Annotated in this window: 12 protein-coding genes; 4 read left to right on the top strand and 8 right to left on the bottom strand. The window is 56.1% G+C overall.

Going from position 1 to position 14,822, the window contains the following annotated elements; translation table 11 throughout:
* Positions 1–3 precede the first annotated feature (3 nt).
* A complete protein-coding gene (locus AC2IBB_RS04645) occupies positions 4–1,365 on the bottom strand; it encodes a cytochrome ubiquinol oxidase subunit I (RefSeq protein ID WP_486331738.1) in 1,362 nt (453 codons plus the stop codon).
* On the bottom strand, positions 1,358–1,516 hold the full coding sequence (locus tag AC2IBB_RS04650) for a hypothetical protein (protein WP_011394670.1): 159 nt from the start codon (positions 1,514–1,516) through the stop codon (positions 1,358–1,360). The genes AC2IBB_RS04645 and AC2IBB_RS04650 overlap by 8 nt, the downstream gene beginning before the upstream one ends.
* 271 nt (positions 1,517–1,787) lie before the next feature.
* On the opposite strand from AC2IBB_RS04650, the gene AC2IBB_RS04655 reads away from it, so the two are divergent.
* Together AC2IBB_RS04655 and AC2IBB_RS04660 are read left to right on the top strand one after the other, a co-directional pair.
* Positions 1,788–3,656: a sensor histidine kinase gene (locus tag AC2IBB_RS04655; RefSeq protein WP_486331739.1), complete on the top strand. Its 1,869-nt coding sequence runs from the start codon at positions 1,788–1,790 to the stop codon at positions 3,654–3,656.
* The gene (locus AC2IBB_RS04660) at positions 3,653–5,014 is read left to right on the top strand and encodes a sigma-54-dependent transcriptional regulator (protein WP_486331740.1); all 1,362 of its coding nucleotides are present in this window, start codon (positions 3,653–3,655) and stop codon (positions 5,012–5,014) included. Before AC2IBB_RS04655 ends, AC2IBB_RS04660 begins: the two co-directional genes overlap by 4 nt.
* Before the next feature lie 156 nt (positions 5,015–5,170).
* On the opposite strand, the gene AC2IBB_RS04665 is transcribed toward AC2IBB_RS04660, so the two are convergent.
* The 5 genes from AC2IBB_RS04665 to AC2IBB_RS04685 all read right to left on the bottom strand — a co-directional run bounded on the left by AC2IBB_RS04665 (position 5,171) and on the right by AC2IBB_RS04685 (position 10,725).
* A complete protein-coding gene (locus AC2IBB_RS04665) occupies positions 5,171–6,214 on the bottom strand; it encodes an ABC transporter ATP-binding protein (protein WP_486331741.1) in 1,044 nt (347 codons plus the stop codon).
* Entirely contained in the window at positions 6,211–7,179 is a 969-nt protein-coding gene (locus AC2IBB_RS04670; RefSeq protein ID WP_486331742.1) for an ABC transporter ATP-binding protein, read from the bottom strand. Before AC2IBB_RS04670 ends, AC2IBB_RS04665 begins: the two co-directional genes overlap by 4 nt.
* A 17-nt stretch (positions 7,180–7,196) precedes the next feature.
* Positions 7,197–8,102, bottom strand: coding sequence for an oligopeptide ABC transporter permease OppC (gene oppC / locus AC2IBB_RS04675; protein ID WP_486333922.1), 906 nt, complete (start codon positions 8,100–8,102; stop codon positions 7,197–7,199).
* Between the two features lie 36 nt (positions 8,103–8,138).
* Entirely contained in the window at positions 8,139–9,065 is a 927-nt protein-coding gene (gene oppB, locus AC2IBB_RS04680; RefSeq protein ID WP_486331743.1) for an oligopeptide ABC transporter permease OppB, read from the bottom strand.
* Positions 9,066–9,132: 67 nt separating this feature from the next.
* A complete protein-coding gene (locus tag AC2IBB_RS04685; RefSeq protein WP_486331744.1) occupies positions 9,133–10,725 on the bottom strand; it encodes a peptide ABC transporter substrate-binding protein in 1,593 nt (530 codons plus the stop codon).
* A 426-nt stretch (positions 10,726–11,151) separates the two neighbouring features.
* On the opposite strand from AC2IBB_RS04685, the gene AC2IBB_RS04690 reads away from it, so the two are divergent.
* Positions 11,152–11,901 (top strand): spermidine synthase, encoded by a 750-nt coding sequence (locus tag AC2IBB_RS04690; RefSeq protein ID WP_486331745.1) that lies wholly within the window; start codon positions 11,152–11,154, stop codon positions 11,899–11,901.
* 25 nt (positions 11,902–11,926) lie between these two features.
* On the opposite strand, the gene AC2IBB_RS04695 is transcribed toward AC2IBB_RS04690, so the two are convergent.
* Positions 11,927–13,309 (bottom strand): pyridoxal phosphate-dependent decarboxylase family protein, encoded by a 1,383-nt coding sequence (locus AC2IBB_RS04695; RefSeq protein ID WP_486331746.1) that lies wholly within the window; start codon positions 13,307–13,309, stop codon positions 11,927–11,929.
* 98 nt (positions 13,310–13,407) lie between these two features.
* Here AC2IBB_RS04695 and AC2IBB_RS04700 point away from each other — a divergent pair, with 98 nt between their 5' ends.
* Positions 13,408–14,820, top strand: a complete 1,413-nt coding sequence (locus tag AC2IBB_RS04700) for an aminotransferase-like domain-containing protein (RefSeq protein ID WP_486331747.1) — start codon at positions 13,408–13,410, stop codon at positions 14,818–14,820.
* Positions 14,821–14,822: the final 2 nt, after the last annotated feature.

Genomic DNA, 14,822 nt, shown 5'->3' on the forward strand with positions numbered 1-14,822 from the left:
TCCTTAATGTGCGGGGTTTAGCGTAGTGGGCAGATCTTCGTCCTGAGCTGCGCTGGTGACGTCAGGGGGCCCCTGGCGGATCAATTTGCGCATGAAGTACAGATAGACGCCGAACAGCAGAGAGTACACAACAACAAACAGAATCAGCGTAGACAAGACTTGCGAGGCAGGCAGCGGCGACGTCACATCCATGGTGCGCACCAGTCCCTGCACCAGCCAGGGCTGACGACCGACCTCGACCACGTACCAGCCCGCCAAGGTGGCGATGACGCCCGCGGGAATCATTAGACGAGAGAAGTTCAGCAGCAGGCGGTGATCGAACAGACGGCCCTTACGGCGGGCCCAAAAGCCCAATACGCCCAACAATAGCATGAGACCGCCCAGCGCCAGCATGATGCGGAAGGAAAAGAACACCACGGCGACGGGCGGCCGGTTTTCCGGCGCCACTTGATCCAGTCCGGCGATTTCGCCGTTGATGTCATGAGTCAGAATCAGGCTGGCGGCCTTGGGGATGACGATCTCGAAGTCATTCTTGGCTTCTTTTTGGTTTGGCAGGGCGAATAGCCTGAACCCCGCGCCCTGTTCGGTTTCCCATACTGCTTCCATCGCCGCGACTTTTACTGGCTGATGCTCATGTACGTTCAATCCGTGCATGTCGCCGGCCAGAATCTGCAGCGGCGCCAGAACCAGAATCGCCCACATGGCGACGGAAAAACCGCTTTTGGCGAATTCGGTGTGTTGTTTCCGTAGTAGATAAATAGCGTTGACGCCGGCGTACAGCAAGGAGGCGGACAGGAAGCTGGCCAGCAGCATATGGGTCAGACGATAGGGGAAAGAGGGGTTGAATATCACTGCCCACCAGTCGGTCGGATGGAACACGCCGTCAACGATTTCATAGCCAGCCGGGGTGTGCATCCAGGAGTTGGCCGCGAGTATCCAGAAGGCGGAAATCATGGTTCCGACGCAGACGACACAGGTCGCCATGAAGTGCACCCGAGGCGAGACCCTCTTCCAGCCGAACAGCATGATGCCGAGGAAGCCCGCTTCCAGAAAGAAGGCGGTGAGTACTTCATAGGTCAACAGGGGGCTCAATACCGGACCGACAATTTCTGAAAAACGGCTGAAGTTGGTTCCGAATTCATAAGAAAGCACGACGCCGGAAACGACGCCCATGCCGAAGGTGATGGCGAAGGGCTTCTGCCAAAAACGCGCCTGTTGCAGGTACACCTGACGGCGAGTCTTGAGCCAAAGCCCTTCCATCAAGGCCAAATACAATGAAAGCCCGATGGTGATAGTGGGAAATATGATGTGATAACTAATGGTGAATGCGAACTGGATGCGTGACAGTAACGCGGGATCAGGCATTTTGCTCTCCTCCCTCGAATTGTAGGCGTGAGGTTCTGAGCGCGGCTTTGCGGGAACGTCGATTGCGTTGCAGCACTGGGGCGAGGGTCATGCCACAAGCTAACAGAATGACGGCGGAAACGGAAAGCAGATCGATTAACCAGGCGCTCATACGAATACTCCTAACTCTTATTACTTCAAATGTTTTATGACTTCACAACTTTGATTTCGCCACGCTTTCTGACGCGGACTGCATTTGTTGCAGGGGCGTGGTTTGGGAATGAATTTCGCTATGCAGAAGTAAGAGCAACATACGCGCCAATCACAAAACGGCCCGGGACGCCTTGATATGCGGCAATTTTTTTCTAATTTATCGTTGTGGGTGTAAACTTCGTTTACTGTTTTTGGGGAGGCTGGCGTAAACGAAGTTTACGCTTGGGGAAATGAATACGATTCAACTGTTTTCCGTTTCCATGTGGACCACGGTGTTGTCCGCCGGAGGCGTTTCACTATGGTTATGGTCGCGGCGCCGGCAAGAACCCGCGCTAAAAGCATTGTCCGGGTTTTGCCTGTCGATGGCAATCTGGTGTTTTGGGCATATTCTGGTGCTGGAAGATCATCAGGCGGCAGGCGTTCTGATCCTGTTGGGCAACCCATTGATGCCGACCGCCTTCCTGCATTTCGTGCTGCTGTGGCTGGGCGATCCTTTGGGGTTGCCGCAACAGCTCAGAAAACTGGCCCCTTTATTTTATTTCACGGCGGTGGCGGTTGTGCTGGCCAGCTGGTTGACGGGCGGCGGCTATATCTCCCCCTGGATGCAGTTCGACAGCTTTTTTCATCTGGCTTTCACGGGATGGCTGAATCTGGCGTATACCGTGGCGATCGGCGTTGTCGGGCATTTGCTTCTGTTAATGGCGTTTCGTCGCAGCAAAGGTAATTTACGGCGCTCCATCACCGCCATGTTCATTACCGGCGGTTGGGGGTTTACGCTGTCCACCAGTTTTATTTTCCCCTCTTTGGATATCAACCTGTTCCCCTACGCCATGCTGGCGTTGCCCAGTTACGCTGTGTTGGTGGTGTATAGCGTGGTGCGCTATCGTCTGGTGGAGGTGAATCGCTGGGTGAATCAGGCGGTAATCTGGCTGGCGCTGCTCGCCACCAGCATGTTGGCCATGTCGCTGATTCTGGCGCTTCTGGCCCCTTTGGGGCTGGCGGAACTGGCGCAGGCGCCCTTGAGTCAGTTAGTGGTGTACTCCGGCATTTTGCTGGTATTCGCCTGGTTGGCGTACGGTCCCGCCAAAGAGTTTGCTGATCGCCTCGTATATCCGGGGGCGGTGCTGGATAAGTCCACGTTGGATCAATGGGTTACCCGGCTCAATGGGGTCAGGGGCTGGGGAGAGCTGCGTCAGACCGCGGAGCAGCTCTGGTTAAAAAAGAGCGGTGTGGCGGTCAGTGTAAACATTGACGACCGTATTGATTGCCCGCAGGGGCCTGTGTTTGTCTGTGAAAAACGCGATCAGTGGGATTGCCATTTGCAGGGGTGGGAGGATGTGGCTCCGTCTCATCAGCGCCTGGCGGAATTTATGGCGAAGCTGTTGCCGTCCGCCTGCGCCACGCTGGAACGTTCATTGCTGCTCGCTGAAGCGGAGCGCAAACGTTTGGAACAGCAGCACCTGGTGGAGTTGGGCGGGCTGACGGCGGCGATCGCCCACGAACTCCGCAACCCTCTTAACATCATCACCATGGCGGCGGCGCAGACCGACCCGCGTATCCGCGAACACATCTCTAAGCAGGTGGAGCGGGCGGAACTGCTGATCAAGGACGTGCTCACCTACGCCGGACAGATTCGCCTGGACCTGAAACCAACCAACCTGTGTGCATTGACTGCCGCCACCGTGGCGCAGATTCGGCAACTGCATGAGGTGGAAATAGCGCTGCAGGCCGCCGATGAAATCTGGCTGTCCGTTGATCCGCAACGTTTGCAGCAAGTGCTGATCAACCTGTTGGATAACGCCGCGGCCTTTGTCAGGCAGTCGCCGCAAGGCAAGATTTTGGTGGCGCTTGCACAGGATGAGCGCGGGGCGCTGATTGCGATTCATAATAATGGTCCAGCGGTGCCTGACGAGATGAAACCGCGCCTGTTTCAGGCCTTCGTCAGTAAACGAGCCGGTGGTAGCGGGCTGGGGTTGGCGATCGTCCGGCGTATTGTTGATGCTCACGGCGGCGATGTCTGGCATAGCGATGAGGAAGGGTGGCCGGTGAGCTTTATGATCCAGCTCCCTCTTGAACACAATGAAAAGGAAACAGCATGAGCGCAGCGAAAATTTTGATAGTGGATGACGAAAGCGCATTTTGCGAGCTGTGCGCATTATGGTTGGAGCAAGCAGGATATGAGGTCAGCAGTTGTGGCGATGCGGAGTCCGCGCGGCGAGTGTTCAGCGAGCAGGATTTTGATCTGGTGCTGCAGGACTTGGCGCTACCGCCGACATTCCTGCCGGAAGAGGGGCTGCAACTGATTGCTTTGTACGCGGATACGCCTGTGGTGGTGCTGACGGGGCATGACGAAAAGGAACTGGCGATTAAAGCGATGCAGGCGGGCGCCTGGGACTTTATAGGCAAACCCGTCGACCCGGATATGTTGCGGGTAGTGGTGCAACGGGCCATTGAGCGGCGGCGGCTGGCGAAAGAGGTCGAGCGCTTGCGACGGGCGGTGAGGCGTCCGACTGAATCCGATGACTTGGGGCTGATCGGCGCCAGCGCCAGCATGGACTCTTTGCGCGAGTTGGTCCGGCGTATCGCTCCCACCGACGTGCCGGTGCTGATTCAAGGCCCCAGCGGCACCGGTAAAGAAGTGATCGCTCAAGCGCTGCACCGACTCAGTCAACGTTCGGGAGAGGCGTTTATTTCCGTCCACTGTGGCGCGATTCCCGGCGAGCTGCTGGAAAGTGAGCTATTCGGTTATAAAAAAGGCGCTTTTACTGGCGCTGATAAAGATCGCAAAGGACTGCTGTTTCTGGCGGATAAAGGCACGCTATTTCTCGACGAGATAGGGGAAATGCCTCTGCCCATGCAGGTGAAGCTGTTGCGGGTGCTGCAGGAGGGGTGTTATTACCCGGTTGGCAGTCGGGAAGTGGAGCATATAGACGTGCGTCTGGTCAGCGCTACTAACCGAAACCTGCCCAGAGCGGTGGAGGAGGGCGGCTTCCGCGACGATCTGTACTATCGCATCAAGGGCCTCACCTTGATGACGCCGCCATTGCAGGAACGGCGCTCTGATATTCCTTTGCTGGTGCGACACTTTCTGCAGGGAGTGGCGCGCAAGAGTGGGCGCGAGTTACAAGTGGATGGAGAAACCATGCGCTGGTTCTGCGCGCAACCCTGGCCTGGCGCCGTTCGTGAACTGAAGAATACCCTGGAAAGCGCCGCCGCTATTTGTATGGGAGACGTACTGACCATGCAGGAAGTCAACCTGATCAGCGGAACCGCCTCCGCCCCTGCGGCCCCAATCAAAGGCGACACGCTGGATGAACAAGTCAGCTCACTGGAGATCCACCTGATCCAACAGGCCCTGAGCGAACAACAAGGCAACAAAACCCGGGCCGCCGCGCAATTAGGACTTACAAGACAGGGGTTATTAAAGAAAATGGCGCGGTATGGGGTGGGGGGATGAATTCTGTGCAGCTAAGGTGGCGGTTCTGAGTGGGACGCCTGAAAAAAAGAGCCGGCGGTCAAACTACGACGCCGGCGAGAGTGGAATAAACTTTTGTTGCAGGACTTGTTGGAAATCCCGCTTCTGCTTGGGGAAGTGGAAGCGGGGACCACAAGATTAGTCGGTGATTTCCTTCCATTTCAGGCACGAGACCTGATGGTCCGCGCCGGTATGTTCAAGCACCGGGATCTTTTCCGCGCAGCGGCTCTCGGCGTAGTTGCAACGGGTGCGGAAGACGCAGCCGCTGGGTGGGTTGATCGGCGAGGGCAGGTCGCCCTTCAAAACGACCTGTTCTTTCTGGCGTTCGATATCCGGGTCGGGAATGGGCACGGCGGAAATCAGGGCTTTGGTGTAGGGGTGTTTGGGGTCTCGATAGATCGAGTCCTTGTCCGCGAGCTCCATTACTTTGCCCAGATATAGCACCATCACCCGATGGCTCACGTGGCGCACGACCGACAGATCGTGGCTGATGAACAGCAGCGACATGCCGAATTCATTTTGCAGTTCTGTCAGCAGGTTGATGATCTGCGCCTGAATTGACACGTCCAGCGCCGAAACCGGTTCATCGCAAACAATCAACTTGGGTTGCAGAATCATCGCCCGCGCAATGCCGATGCGCTGACATTGTCCGCCGGAAAACTCGTGCGGATAGCGGTTGATCATCTGCGGCAGCAGGCCCACTTTGTCCATCATTGCTTTGACTTTGTCGCGACGCTCTTGCTTGCTGAGCTTCGGATAAAAAGTCATCAACGGCTCGGCGATGATATCGCCGATGGTGCGACGGGGGTTAAGGCTGGCCAGCGGGTCCTGAAAAATGATCTGCATGGACTTGCGGTGGGGACGCATGGTTTTGCTGTCCAGTCCCGCGATGTCCTGTCCCAGCCAGACGACCTTGCCGTCCGTGGGCGAGATTAACTGCAACACGGCCCGCCCCAGTGTGGACTTGCCGCAGCCGGATTCGCCCACAATGCCCAGTGTTTCCCCTTCGCGCACATCAAAGGATACGCCGTCGACCGCTTTGACAAAGCGGTCGTTTTTCTTGAAAAAACCGTCGCTGCCGAGAGGGAAATGCACTTTCAGGTTGTTAACGGTCAGGATCGTTTTGCCACTGGAGACTGCGTTAGCCTCGGAGTTTGTTTGAATAGAAGATACTTGTGTCATGAAAACGACTCCAGAAGGCAGGCGCTTAATCGATTATCCCCTACTTTACGTAGTGGTGGATGGTCAAGCTTGCAGCGGTCTTGAGCGTATGGACAGCGTGGGTGGAAAGAACATCCCCTAGGGAGATTCTGCAGGTTAGGCGGCTGTCCGGGTATGGCTTGTAAGGAGGTATGTCCTGCGCCATCCAGCCGTGGCATAGAAGCCAGCAGCCCCATGGTGTAAGGGTGTTTGGGGTTATAAAAGATTTCCCGAACGGTTCCAGACTCTACGATGCGGCCGCCATACATGACCAACACGCGATCACACAAACCCGCCACAACGCCCAGATCATGGGTAATCATAACGATGGCGGTGTTCATTTCTCGCTTTAGGTCATTCATTAATTTGAGAATTTGCGCCTGTATAGTGACGTCCAGCGCCGTTGTGGGCTCGTCCGCAATCAAAAGATCCGGCTGGCATAACAGCGCCATGGCGATCATCACCCGTTGACGCATCCCACCAGAGAACTCATGTGGGTACATATCGAATCGCTTGATAGGTTCAGGTATTCCCACTTTGCTCAGCATTTCGATGCAACGTTCCCGTGCTTCCTGCATGGAAATTCCGGTGTGCTCAATCAGTACTTCCGTAAGCTGCTTAGATACTTTTAAGAAAGGGTTCAGTGACGTCATTGGGTCTTGAAATATCAATGACATATCGCTCCCGCGAACCTCATTGAGCCTTTCTTTGGACATTAGGAGAAGTTCCTGTCCTTTAAAGCGGACGCTGCCGGAGGTTTTACCGTTTTCCGCCAACAGTCCCATGATGGACATGAAGACCTGGGTCTTGCCGGAACCGGACTCTCCCACTATTCCCAGACTTTCCCCGGGAAACAATTGAAAGCTGACCTCATTAACCGCGTTCACTTGCCCGTCGGGGGTGCTGAACTTGGTTGAGAGATAGCTTACGTCCAATAAGGGATGCATGTTTAAAGTCTCCGTCGTTATCTGTCTTTGGGATCGAGCGCGTCACGCAGCCCGTCGCCGATGAAGTTGAAGCAAAACAGGGTGGTGGCCAGGAAGATAGCCGGGTAAATCAGCATCCAGGGAGCCATTTCCATCAGCTTGGCGCCTTCGGAAATCAGCACGCCCCAGCTGGTCAACGGCTCCTGCACCCCTAAGCCCAGGAACGACAGGAAACTTTCGGTCAGAATGACCTGGGGAACCGTCAGAGTCACATAGACGATCACCGGGCCCAGAACATTCGGAATGATATGACGGAAGATAATCTTCAGGTTGCTGACGCCGCCGGCGTGCGCCGCTTCCACGTATTCCTTGCGTTTGATGGACAGCGTCTGGCCGCGCACGATACGCGCCATGGTCAGCCATTCCACCGCCCCCAGGGCGACGAAAATAAGGAATATGTTGCGGCCGAACACCACCATCAACAGGATGACGAAGAACATGAACGGGAGGGAATACATGATGTCGACGAAGCGCATCATCAGGTTATCCACCTTGCCGCCGAAATAACCGGATATGGCGCCATAGGTAACGCCGATAATCAGACTCACGCCGGTGGCGAGAATGCCCACCATCAAAGACACGCGGGCGCCGTAGAGAACGCGGATAAACAGGTCGCGTCCGCTGCTGTCGGTGCCGAACCAGTGCGCGTTGGCGTAATCCGGGGCGGCCTGAATGCTGTCCCAATAGATTTCATCGAGTGGGTGCGGACTCAGGTAAGGCGCGAAAATGGCCATGAATGCGATGATGGCGAGAATCACCATAGACACCACAGCCGCTTTGTTCTGAAACAAACGGCGTCTGGCGTCCTGCCACAAACTGCGGCCCTCAATGGCGTTTTCCGCATTGGGCATCATGGCGGCGAGTTTACTTTTCTGACTGTACATTGCTTGATCCTGGGATTGATTCATCTGCGCCTCCCATCAGTCGTGAAGACGGACTTTGGGGTCGAGCAGGCCATACAGCATGTCGACAATGAGGTTCAGAACGATAATGAGCACGCCGTAGAAAATGACGGTTCCCATTACCAGGGGGTAGTCCCGGTTAAGAGCGCCCTGGATGAAGTAGCGACCGATGCCGGGGATATCGAAGATTGTTTCGATGACGACTGAACCGGTGATGACGGCGGCGGTGGCGGGACCAAGGTAAGAAACCACGGGCAACATGGCGCCTTTCAGAGCATGGCGCAGCAGCACCAGACGCTCGCGCAGACCTTTGGCGCGGGCGGTGCGAATATAGTTGGAGTGCAGGACTTCAATCATACTGCCGCGGGTCAGTCGCGCAATGTAAGCGATTTGCGGCAACGCCAGGGCGAGCACCGGTAGAATTTTGTATTGGAATGAACCGTCGCCCCAGCCTGCGACGGGCAACCAGGACAGGTACACGCCAAAAATCAGGGTAAGCACCGGCGCCATGACGAAATTGGGAATGGCGATGCCGGTCATGGCCATGGTCATCACGGAGTAATCGGCTGCGCTGTTTTTGCGCAAGGCGGCCATCGCTCCGAATAAAGTGCCGAATATGACCGCGAGGATGATCGCCATACCGCCTATTTGCAGACTCGCCGGGAAGCCGCTCATTAGCAGGTCGGTGACGCTGAAGTCGCGAAACTTGTAGGAGGGGCCGAAATCGCCCACCAGGATCTTGCCGAGGTAGATGAAATATTGCTCCACCAGGGGCTTGTCCATGTCATAGGCTTTCATAATGTTCGCCTCGATCTCAGGAGGCAGCGAACGTTCTTTGTCCCAGGGACCGCCGGGTGCGATCCGCATCATGAAAAAAGCGATAGTAATAACGATAAGCAGGGTTGGAATAGACGCCAACACCCGCCGAATGAAATAGTTCAACATAACGGTTTCGCAGAATAGGCTGAGCGGAGGCCGCCCGCAGGGGCGCCTCCGCGAAAAGGTTTAGCGATTAATTCTCGATACTTAACCAGCGAGTGCGGTGGGTATCGTTGATAGCGTCTTTCCAGCCTTTGATCTTGGTGGAGACCAGGTTTTTGGACACGTAGTAGTAGATAGGAATGATAGGCGTGTCTTCCATGGCGATCGCTTCCGCTTGGCCCATGATCTGCGCGCGTTTCTTCAGGTCGGACTCAAGATAAGCTTCTTCCATCAGCTTATCGTATTCAGGTTTGTCGTAATTGCCGTAGTTGAGAGACTTGGAGGTGCTCTCCAGCAGGAACAGGAAGTTTTGCGGATCGTTGTAGTCGGCGACCCAGCCGGCGCGAGCCACTTCGAAGTTGCCCTGTTTCAGTTCTGCGTAGTGGACTTTGACTTCGCTGTTGAACAATTCCGTCTCAACGCCGATTTTTTTCCACATTTGCGCGACAGCGATAGCGATACGCTTGTGGTTGTCGTCGGTGTTATAGCGTAACTGTACTTTCAGGTTCTTGCCGTCGCCGTAACCCGCTTCCTTCATCAGTTCTTTAGCTTTGGTGATGCGGTCAGCCATTGGCATGCTCTTCCAACTGACGTAGGAAGGCTCTTTGTAGTTGCTGGTGCCGGGAGGAACCATGCTGTAGGCGGGCAGCTCGCCGGTTTTCAGCACCTTGTCCATGATGATTTCGCGGTCGATAGCCATGGATAGCGCCTGACGGATGCGTTTATCCGTGAACGGCGCGCGCTGGGTATTGATAGGGTAATAGTAAGTGCCGAGGTATGGCGCGATTTTGGTCTCTTCCGGCATGTTCTCACGCAGCCAGTCGATCTGACCGGAAGGGAACTTATAGATGCAGTCGATCTCGCCAGCGCGCATACGCTTGATCAGCGCCGCTGCGTCTTCCTGAGGGTAGAAAATGACGTTGTCGATTTTGACGTTCGCCGCATCCCAGAAGTTTTCGCTTTTGGTGACTTTGACGTGTGTGTTCGGCAACCATTCCACTAACTTGTAGGGGCCATTGGTGGCGATATGTTCTTTCTTAGTCCAGTCCTTGCCGTACTTCTCAACGATATGCATGGGCACAGGGAAGGCGGTGTAGTGGGTCAGCATGCTGATCAGGAAGGGCGCAGGCCCTTTCAGCGTGATTTCCAGCGTTTTGTCGTCCAGTGCGCGCACGCCCAGATCTTCCGGTTTGGCCTTGCCGGTGTTCAGCTCTTCGCCGTTCTTGATGATGTACAGCAGGGATGCGTATTCCGCGGCGGTTTCCGGCAGCAGAATGCGACGCATGGCGTACTCGAAATCCTGTGCGGTGACGGGTTGACCGTCGCTCCATTTGTGATCGCGAATTTTAAATGTGTAAACCAGTCCGTCGTCGCTGATGGTCCAGCTTTCTGCTGCGCCGGGGATGGCGTTGCCTTCAGGGTCTTCGGTCGTCAGGCCCATAAAAAGATCCCCAGCGATGCGGTTCTCCCAGTCACCGCTGAGGAAATGAGGGTCCAGTGACGCCGGCTCACCCTGGTTGCCGATTCGAAGTGTTGTGTCAGCTTGAGCGATGGGCGCTCCCAGCAGAGAAAGTGTCAGCGTTAAGGCGGAAAAAATTTTCCCTGTGCGAGATTTAAAACTCATAAAATCCTCTCGTCTTAATGTTGATGTCCTCAATGGTTTTATTCTTTTTTCCATAGCGGACTGGTTACGAGGCTGACCCGTTTTCAGAGCGCAGAAGGCCTCTGTGATGGTACAGCATCAGTTTTAAGTTGTTGTTTATTACGCATCATGCCAGTCATTGGACAACGAGTGTGGAGAGAGGCGCGAACTTGGTCAATCGAAATGCCGTATACCTATATGTACTTTTTGTATATCTACGTATTGATGTGGGGCGCCAGCCGTGCTGGGCGTATCAAAACGGGGCGAAAGGCGTTACAGGGAGATAACGCTACAGGTAATCTCCCGTTGGGCTGTGCTCGCGCAGGGCGCTGACTACTGTTTTTTGTCCCCGGCGCGCCTTACACTTTGCGCGATTTTTTAGATAGAAATAGCGCCAGGCAGGCTTTTATGGCGATTCCCGGTAAAGAAATATTCCGCACTCATGATGAATTCGGCTGCATCCAGGTTTTTGATGATGGCCAGAAGCGTTACCTCGGGTTTGGTTCGAATGACGAGCAGAGTTGCCTGTTGAAAGACAACCCCTCTTTGCTGGCGCACGGCTACACCCGCGCCATGCTGTTGTGCCTGCTGCTGCATGAACCAAGGCGAGCGGTCATGTTGGGGCTGGGGGGAGGAAGCTTGATCAACAGCCTGTATCACCGTCTTCCAGACCTGCATTTGCAGGCGGTGGAGCTAAGGGGGGAAGTGGTGCGGGTCGCACAACGTTTCTTCCAATTGCCGCGGGATGAACGGCTGCAGATCCTCATTGCTGATTTCGCTTCATACATGGAGACGGCGCCGGCGCATTCTGCGGACTTACTTCTATGCGACGTATTTACTGGGGATGGACTGGACGGCCGTCTGCTGCAGCCGGCCTTCCTTGAGCAGAGCGACCGCCTTCTGAGCGACGACGGCTGGCTGGTGATGAACTGCTGGGTGGACCATCGTCTGGAGAAAGTCATGCTGGCGGAGCTGGGGCGACGCTTTCGCAGTGTCTACTTATGCGCCACTCAGGAAGGTAACTGGATTATCCTGGCGGGCAAGCCCGCCGTGGCTTTTGCGGAAAAACAACTGACCTCCGCGGCGAAAAGGTTATCGCCGCAGCTGGGCTTTTCCCTGGCGCCCTTCGTCAAACGTATGACCCGCTATCAGGTTTAAGGGCCATAGGCGTCTAGGACTTCTATTACCGCTGGACGATCCTTTCCAGCAAGGCGCAGACACAATCGACGTCAGCCGACGTAGTGCGCCAGTTACTGAAAGCGGCGCGGATAGCGCTGCGTCCCCGCCACTGTCCCGGCGTCATGAAGACTTCGCCAGTGGCGTTTAAGTGCTGCAAAAAGTCTGGGACGTCGGCGTCATTCATTCCCCGTGGGCGAAATACGACTACATTGAGCTTGGCCGGCTTGAGTAATTCATAGTCGGGTGATTGCTGTAACCACTGCGCCAGTTGCTCCGCCTGCGAACAATTATCTTCCACAATGCGCCGGAAACCGGCCTTGCCGTAAGCCAGCAGGCTGATCCACAAGGGCAGAGCGCGGAAGCGTCGCGAATTCTCGATACCCAGATTCATGAACGATGGCGTGGTGCTGTCTACCGCTAGATAAGGCGCAGGCACTTCAAGACTGGCCTGTAAAAGTGAAAGGTGGCGACAGAAGAAAATACCGCAATCGTAAGGCGTATTCAGCCATTTATGCGCATCGGAGGTGATAGAGTCAGCGCGCTCCAGCCCTCTGGTCCAATCGCGACGGTCCTCCAGCCAGCGTGAGAATAATCCGAAAGCAGCATCCACATGCAGCCAGGCTCCATGCTGCTCACACAGGTCCGCGATGGCGTCGAGGTCGTCAAAATCCGTACCAGTTACGGTGCCCGCGCTGGCGAGCACGATTTTTCCCGCGCTGTCGCTGTTTTCCAGAGCGATACGCAGATTCCCCACATCCATGGCCTCGCTGTCAGCGAGCCGCGCTATCTGGATCAGGCTGTTGCGTCCCAGTCCGGCGATGGCCAGGCCTTTCAAGGCGCTGGCGTGGGGCGTGGCGGAAAACACGTCCACCGCGACGCCGGATAATCCCTCCGCCGCGATATCCACACCTTGTCTTTGACCCGCAAACTGGCGGCCACAGAGAATCCCCAACAGATTGGAAGCCGTGGCGCCGGTGGTCAGGCAACCGGAAAAGCTGTCCGGCAGATCGCAAAGGTCAAGCAGCCACTCAATGGTCTGTACTTCCAGCGCAGATGCAATGGAATCTCCTGGCGTGGAGAGGTTCTGGTCCACCGCTGCTGCGATCCAGTCTCCCAGCAGCGCGGCTGGAGTCACCCCGCCGGTGACGAAGCCCCAATACTTGGGCCCAATGGCGGCGGAGAGGTGAGGGCTGACCTCCTTGATAAAGCGCGCGACGGCCGCTTCCGCGCCCTCTCCAAACTCTGGCGCGTCCAGTGCAGGGGGAGTTATGTCAGTGATCATGGCCGCTGGGCGGTCATCGGCCGAACGGATGAAGTCCAGACACCATTGGCGAACGTCCGCGCTTAGTCTGTCCAGGTCGTGAAAGTCGTCATGTAGTTGCGGCATGGCGGCGCTCCTTGTATTCGTGCTTGATGCGGATTGCATTATCGGAGCGACCGTGGAAGCATAACAGTGACAATTAATTTCACCAAAAAGAGTACAATTTGGCGGCGCTATACCAAGCCCTGGCGGAAAGCCTGATGCAAGATATCCATAGCGGTCGCCTGCAGCCGGGAGAACGGCTGCCTTCGGTGCGACGTTTCAGCCGTCAGCGAGAAGTCAGTCTGACGACGGCGCTGCAATGTTATCGTTTGCTTGAGGCGGGAGGTTTTGTACAAGCCAGGCCGCAATCCGGTTTTTACGTGAGGCGCAAAGAAACGCCTCCGGTGGGGCCGGAACTGCCGGTTTTCACCGGGCGCGCTGCGCGGGTCGCTAACATTGGGGCGATCGAAGAAGTGCAGGCTGTGTCCGGCCGTCGGGATTCTACGCCTTTCGGGGTTTCCCTGTTAGCGCCTTCACTGGTTCCTTCCGACTTGCTGCAGCGCAGTCTGGTCCGGGCTTCCCGGCGCCTGGGCGAGCGTTTGTTCCATTATGGTCCCGCGCAAGGCGACGTGGGGTTGCGGGAGGCCTTGGCGGGGCATTTCAAAGAAGACGGCATGGTTTTCTCGCCGGACGACCTGATGATTTGCAATGGCGGCATGGATGCGGTGAGTTTGGGGTTACAGTTGTGTACGCAACCTGGAGAAACGGTGGCGGTTTTGACCCCTTGTTTCAGTGGACTGTTGCAAGTGATAGAAAGCCTGGGACGCAAGGTGCTGGAGATACCGTTGCATTACCGAGGCGTTTACCCTGAACGACTGCGGGCGGCGATGGCGCGACCGGATGTGAAAGCCTGTTTGCTAAGCGCTAATAACCATAATCCGCTCGGCTTTACCCTGTCGGCGCAGGATAAAAAGGACATTGCCGCCTGGGCGGCGGCGTACCAATGTCCCGTGATAGAAGATGATATTTTCGGCGAATGCGGCTTCGGCCGTCAGCGACCGCTGCCGGTTAAATCCTGGGATGAAAAGGGCTGGGTGTTTTGGTGCGGCTCCGTATCGAAAACGCTGACGCCAGCGTACCGGCTGGGTTGGTGCGCGCCTGGACGTTGGCGGGAGGCGGCGCTGCAACGACGCCGGGCGCTCACGATCAGTATTAATCTGCCATTGCAGGCGGCGTTGGCGGACTTCATATATTGCGGTGAGTATCGTAGCCATTTGCGTACGCTGCGGTTGAGTCTCGCGCGTCAGGTGGACGCCATGAGTCAGGCGGTGCTGCAGGCGTTTCCCGACGGCTCAACAGTGACGCAGCCGGAAGGCGGCTATGTGCTGTGGGTGGCGTTACCGCCGCAGTACGATGGTTGGCGAGTGTTTCAACAGGCGGCGCAGGAAGGCGTGAGTATTTCTCCGGGGACGGTTTTTTCTATTACAGAGCGTTATCGTAACTGCATCAGACTGAACGCAGGCTGGCCTTTTGATGAGCGAGCCCTGGCGGCGGTGCGCAGGCTGGGAGAGATCTGTAAGGAAACCGTGCAGTAAGA

The organism is Hahella sp. NS-SX17 (assembly GCF_057367735.1).

Excerpts from the sequence above, each read along its gene's own strand:
- AC2IBB_RS04695 (WP_486331746.1), bottom strand. The coding sequence starts at position 13,309 with ATGCCGCAACTACATGACGACTTTCACGACCTGGACAGACTAAGCGCG.
- AC2IBB_RS04660 (WP_486331740.1), top strand. The coding sequence starts at position 3,653 with ATGAGCGCAGCGAAAATTTTGATAGTGGATGACGAAAGCGCATTTTGC.
- AC2IBB_RS04670 (WP_486331742.1), bottom strand. The coding sequence starts at position 7,179 with ATGCATCCCTTATTGGACGTAAGCTATCTCTCAACCAAGTTCAGCACC.
- AC2IBB_RS04655 (WP_486331739.1), top strand. The coding sequence starts at position 1,788 with ATGAATACGATTCAACTGTTTTCCGTTTCCATGTGGACCACGGTGTTG.
- oppC (WP_486333922.1), bottom strand. The coding sequence starts at position 8,102 with ATGTACAGTCAGAAAAGTAAACTCGCCGCCATGATGCCCAATGCGGAA.
- AC2IBB_RS04685 (WP_486331744.1), bottom strand. The coding sequence starts at position 10,725 with ATGAGTTTTAAATCTCGCACAGGGAAAATTTTTTCCGCCTTAACGCTG.
- AC2IBB_RS04650 (WP_011394670.1), bottom strand. The coding sequence starts at position 1,516 with ATGAGCGCCTGGTTAATCGATCTGCTTTCCGTTTCCGCCGTCATTCTG.
- oppB (WP_486331743.1), bottom strand. The coding sequence starts at position 9,065 with ATGTTGAACTATTTCATTCGGCGGGTGTTGGCGTCTATTCCAACCCTG.
- AC2IBB_RS04665 (WP_486331741.1), bottom strand. The coding sequence starts at position 6,214 with ATGACACAAGTATCTTCTATTCAAACAAACTCCGAGGCTAACGCAGTC.
- AC2IBB_RS04690 (WP_486331745.1), top strand. The coding sequence starts at position 11,152 with ATGGCGATTCCCGGTAAAGAAATATTCCGCACTCATGATGAATTCGGC.
- AC2IBB_RS04645 (WP_486331738.1), bottom strand. The coding sequence starts at position 1,365 with ATGCCTGATCCCGCGTTACTGTCACGCATCCAGTTCGCATTCACCATT.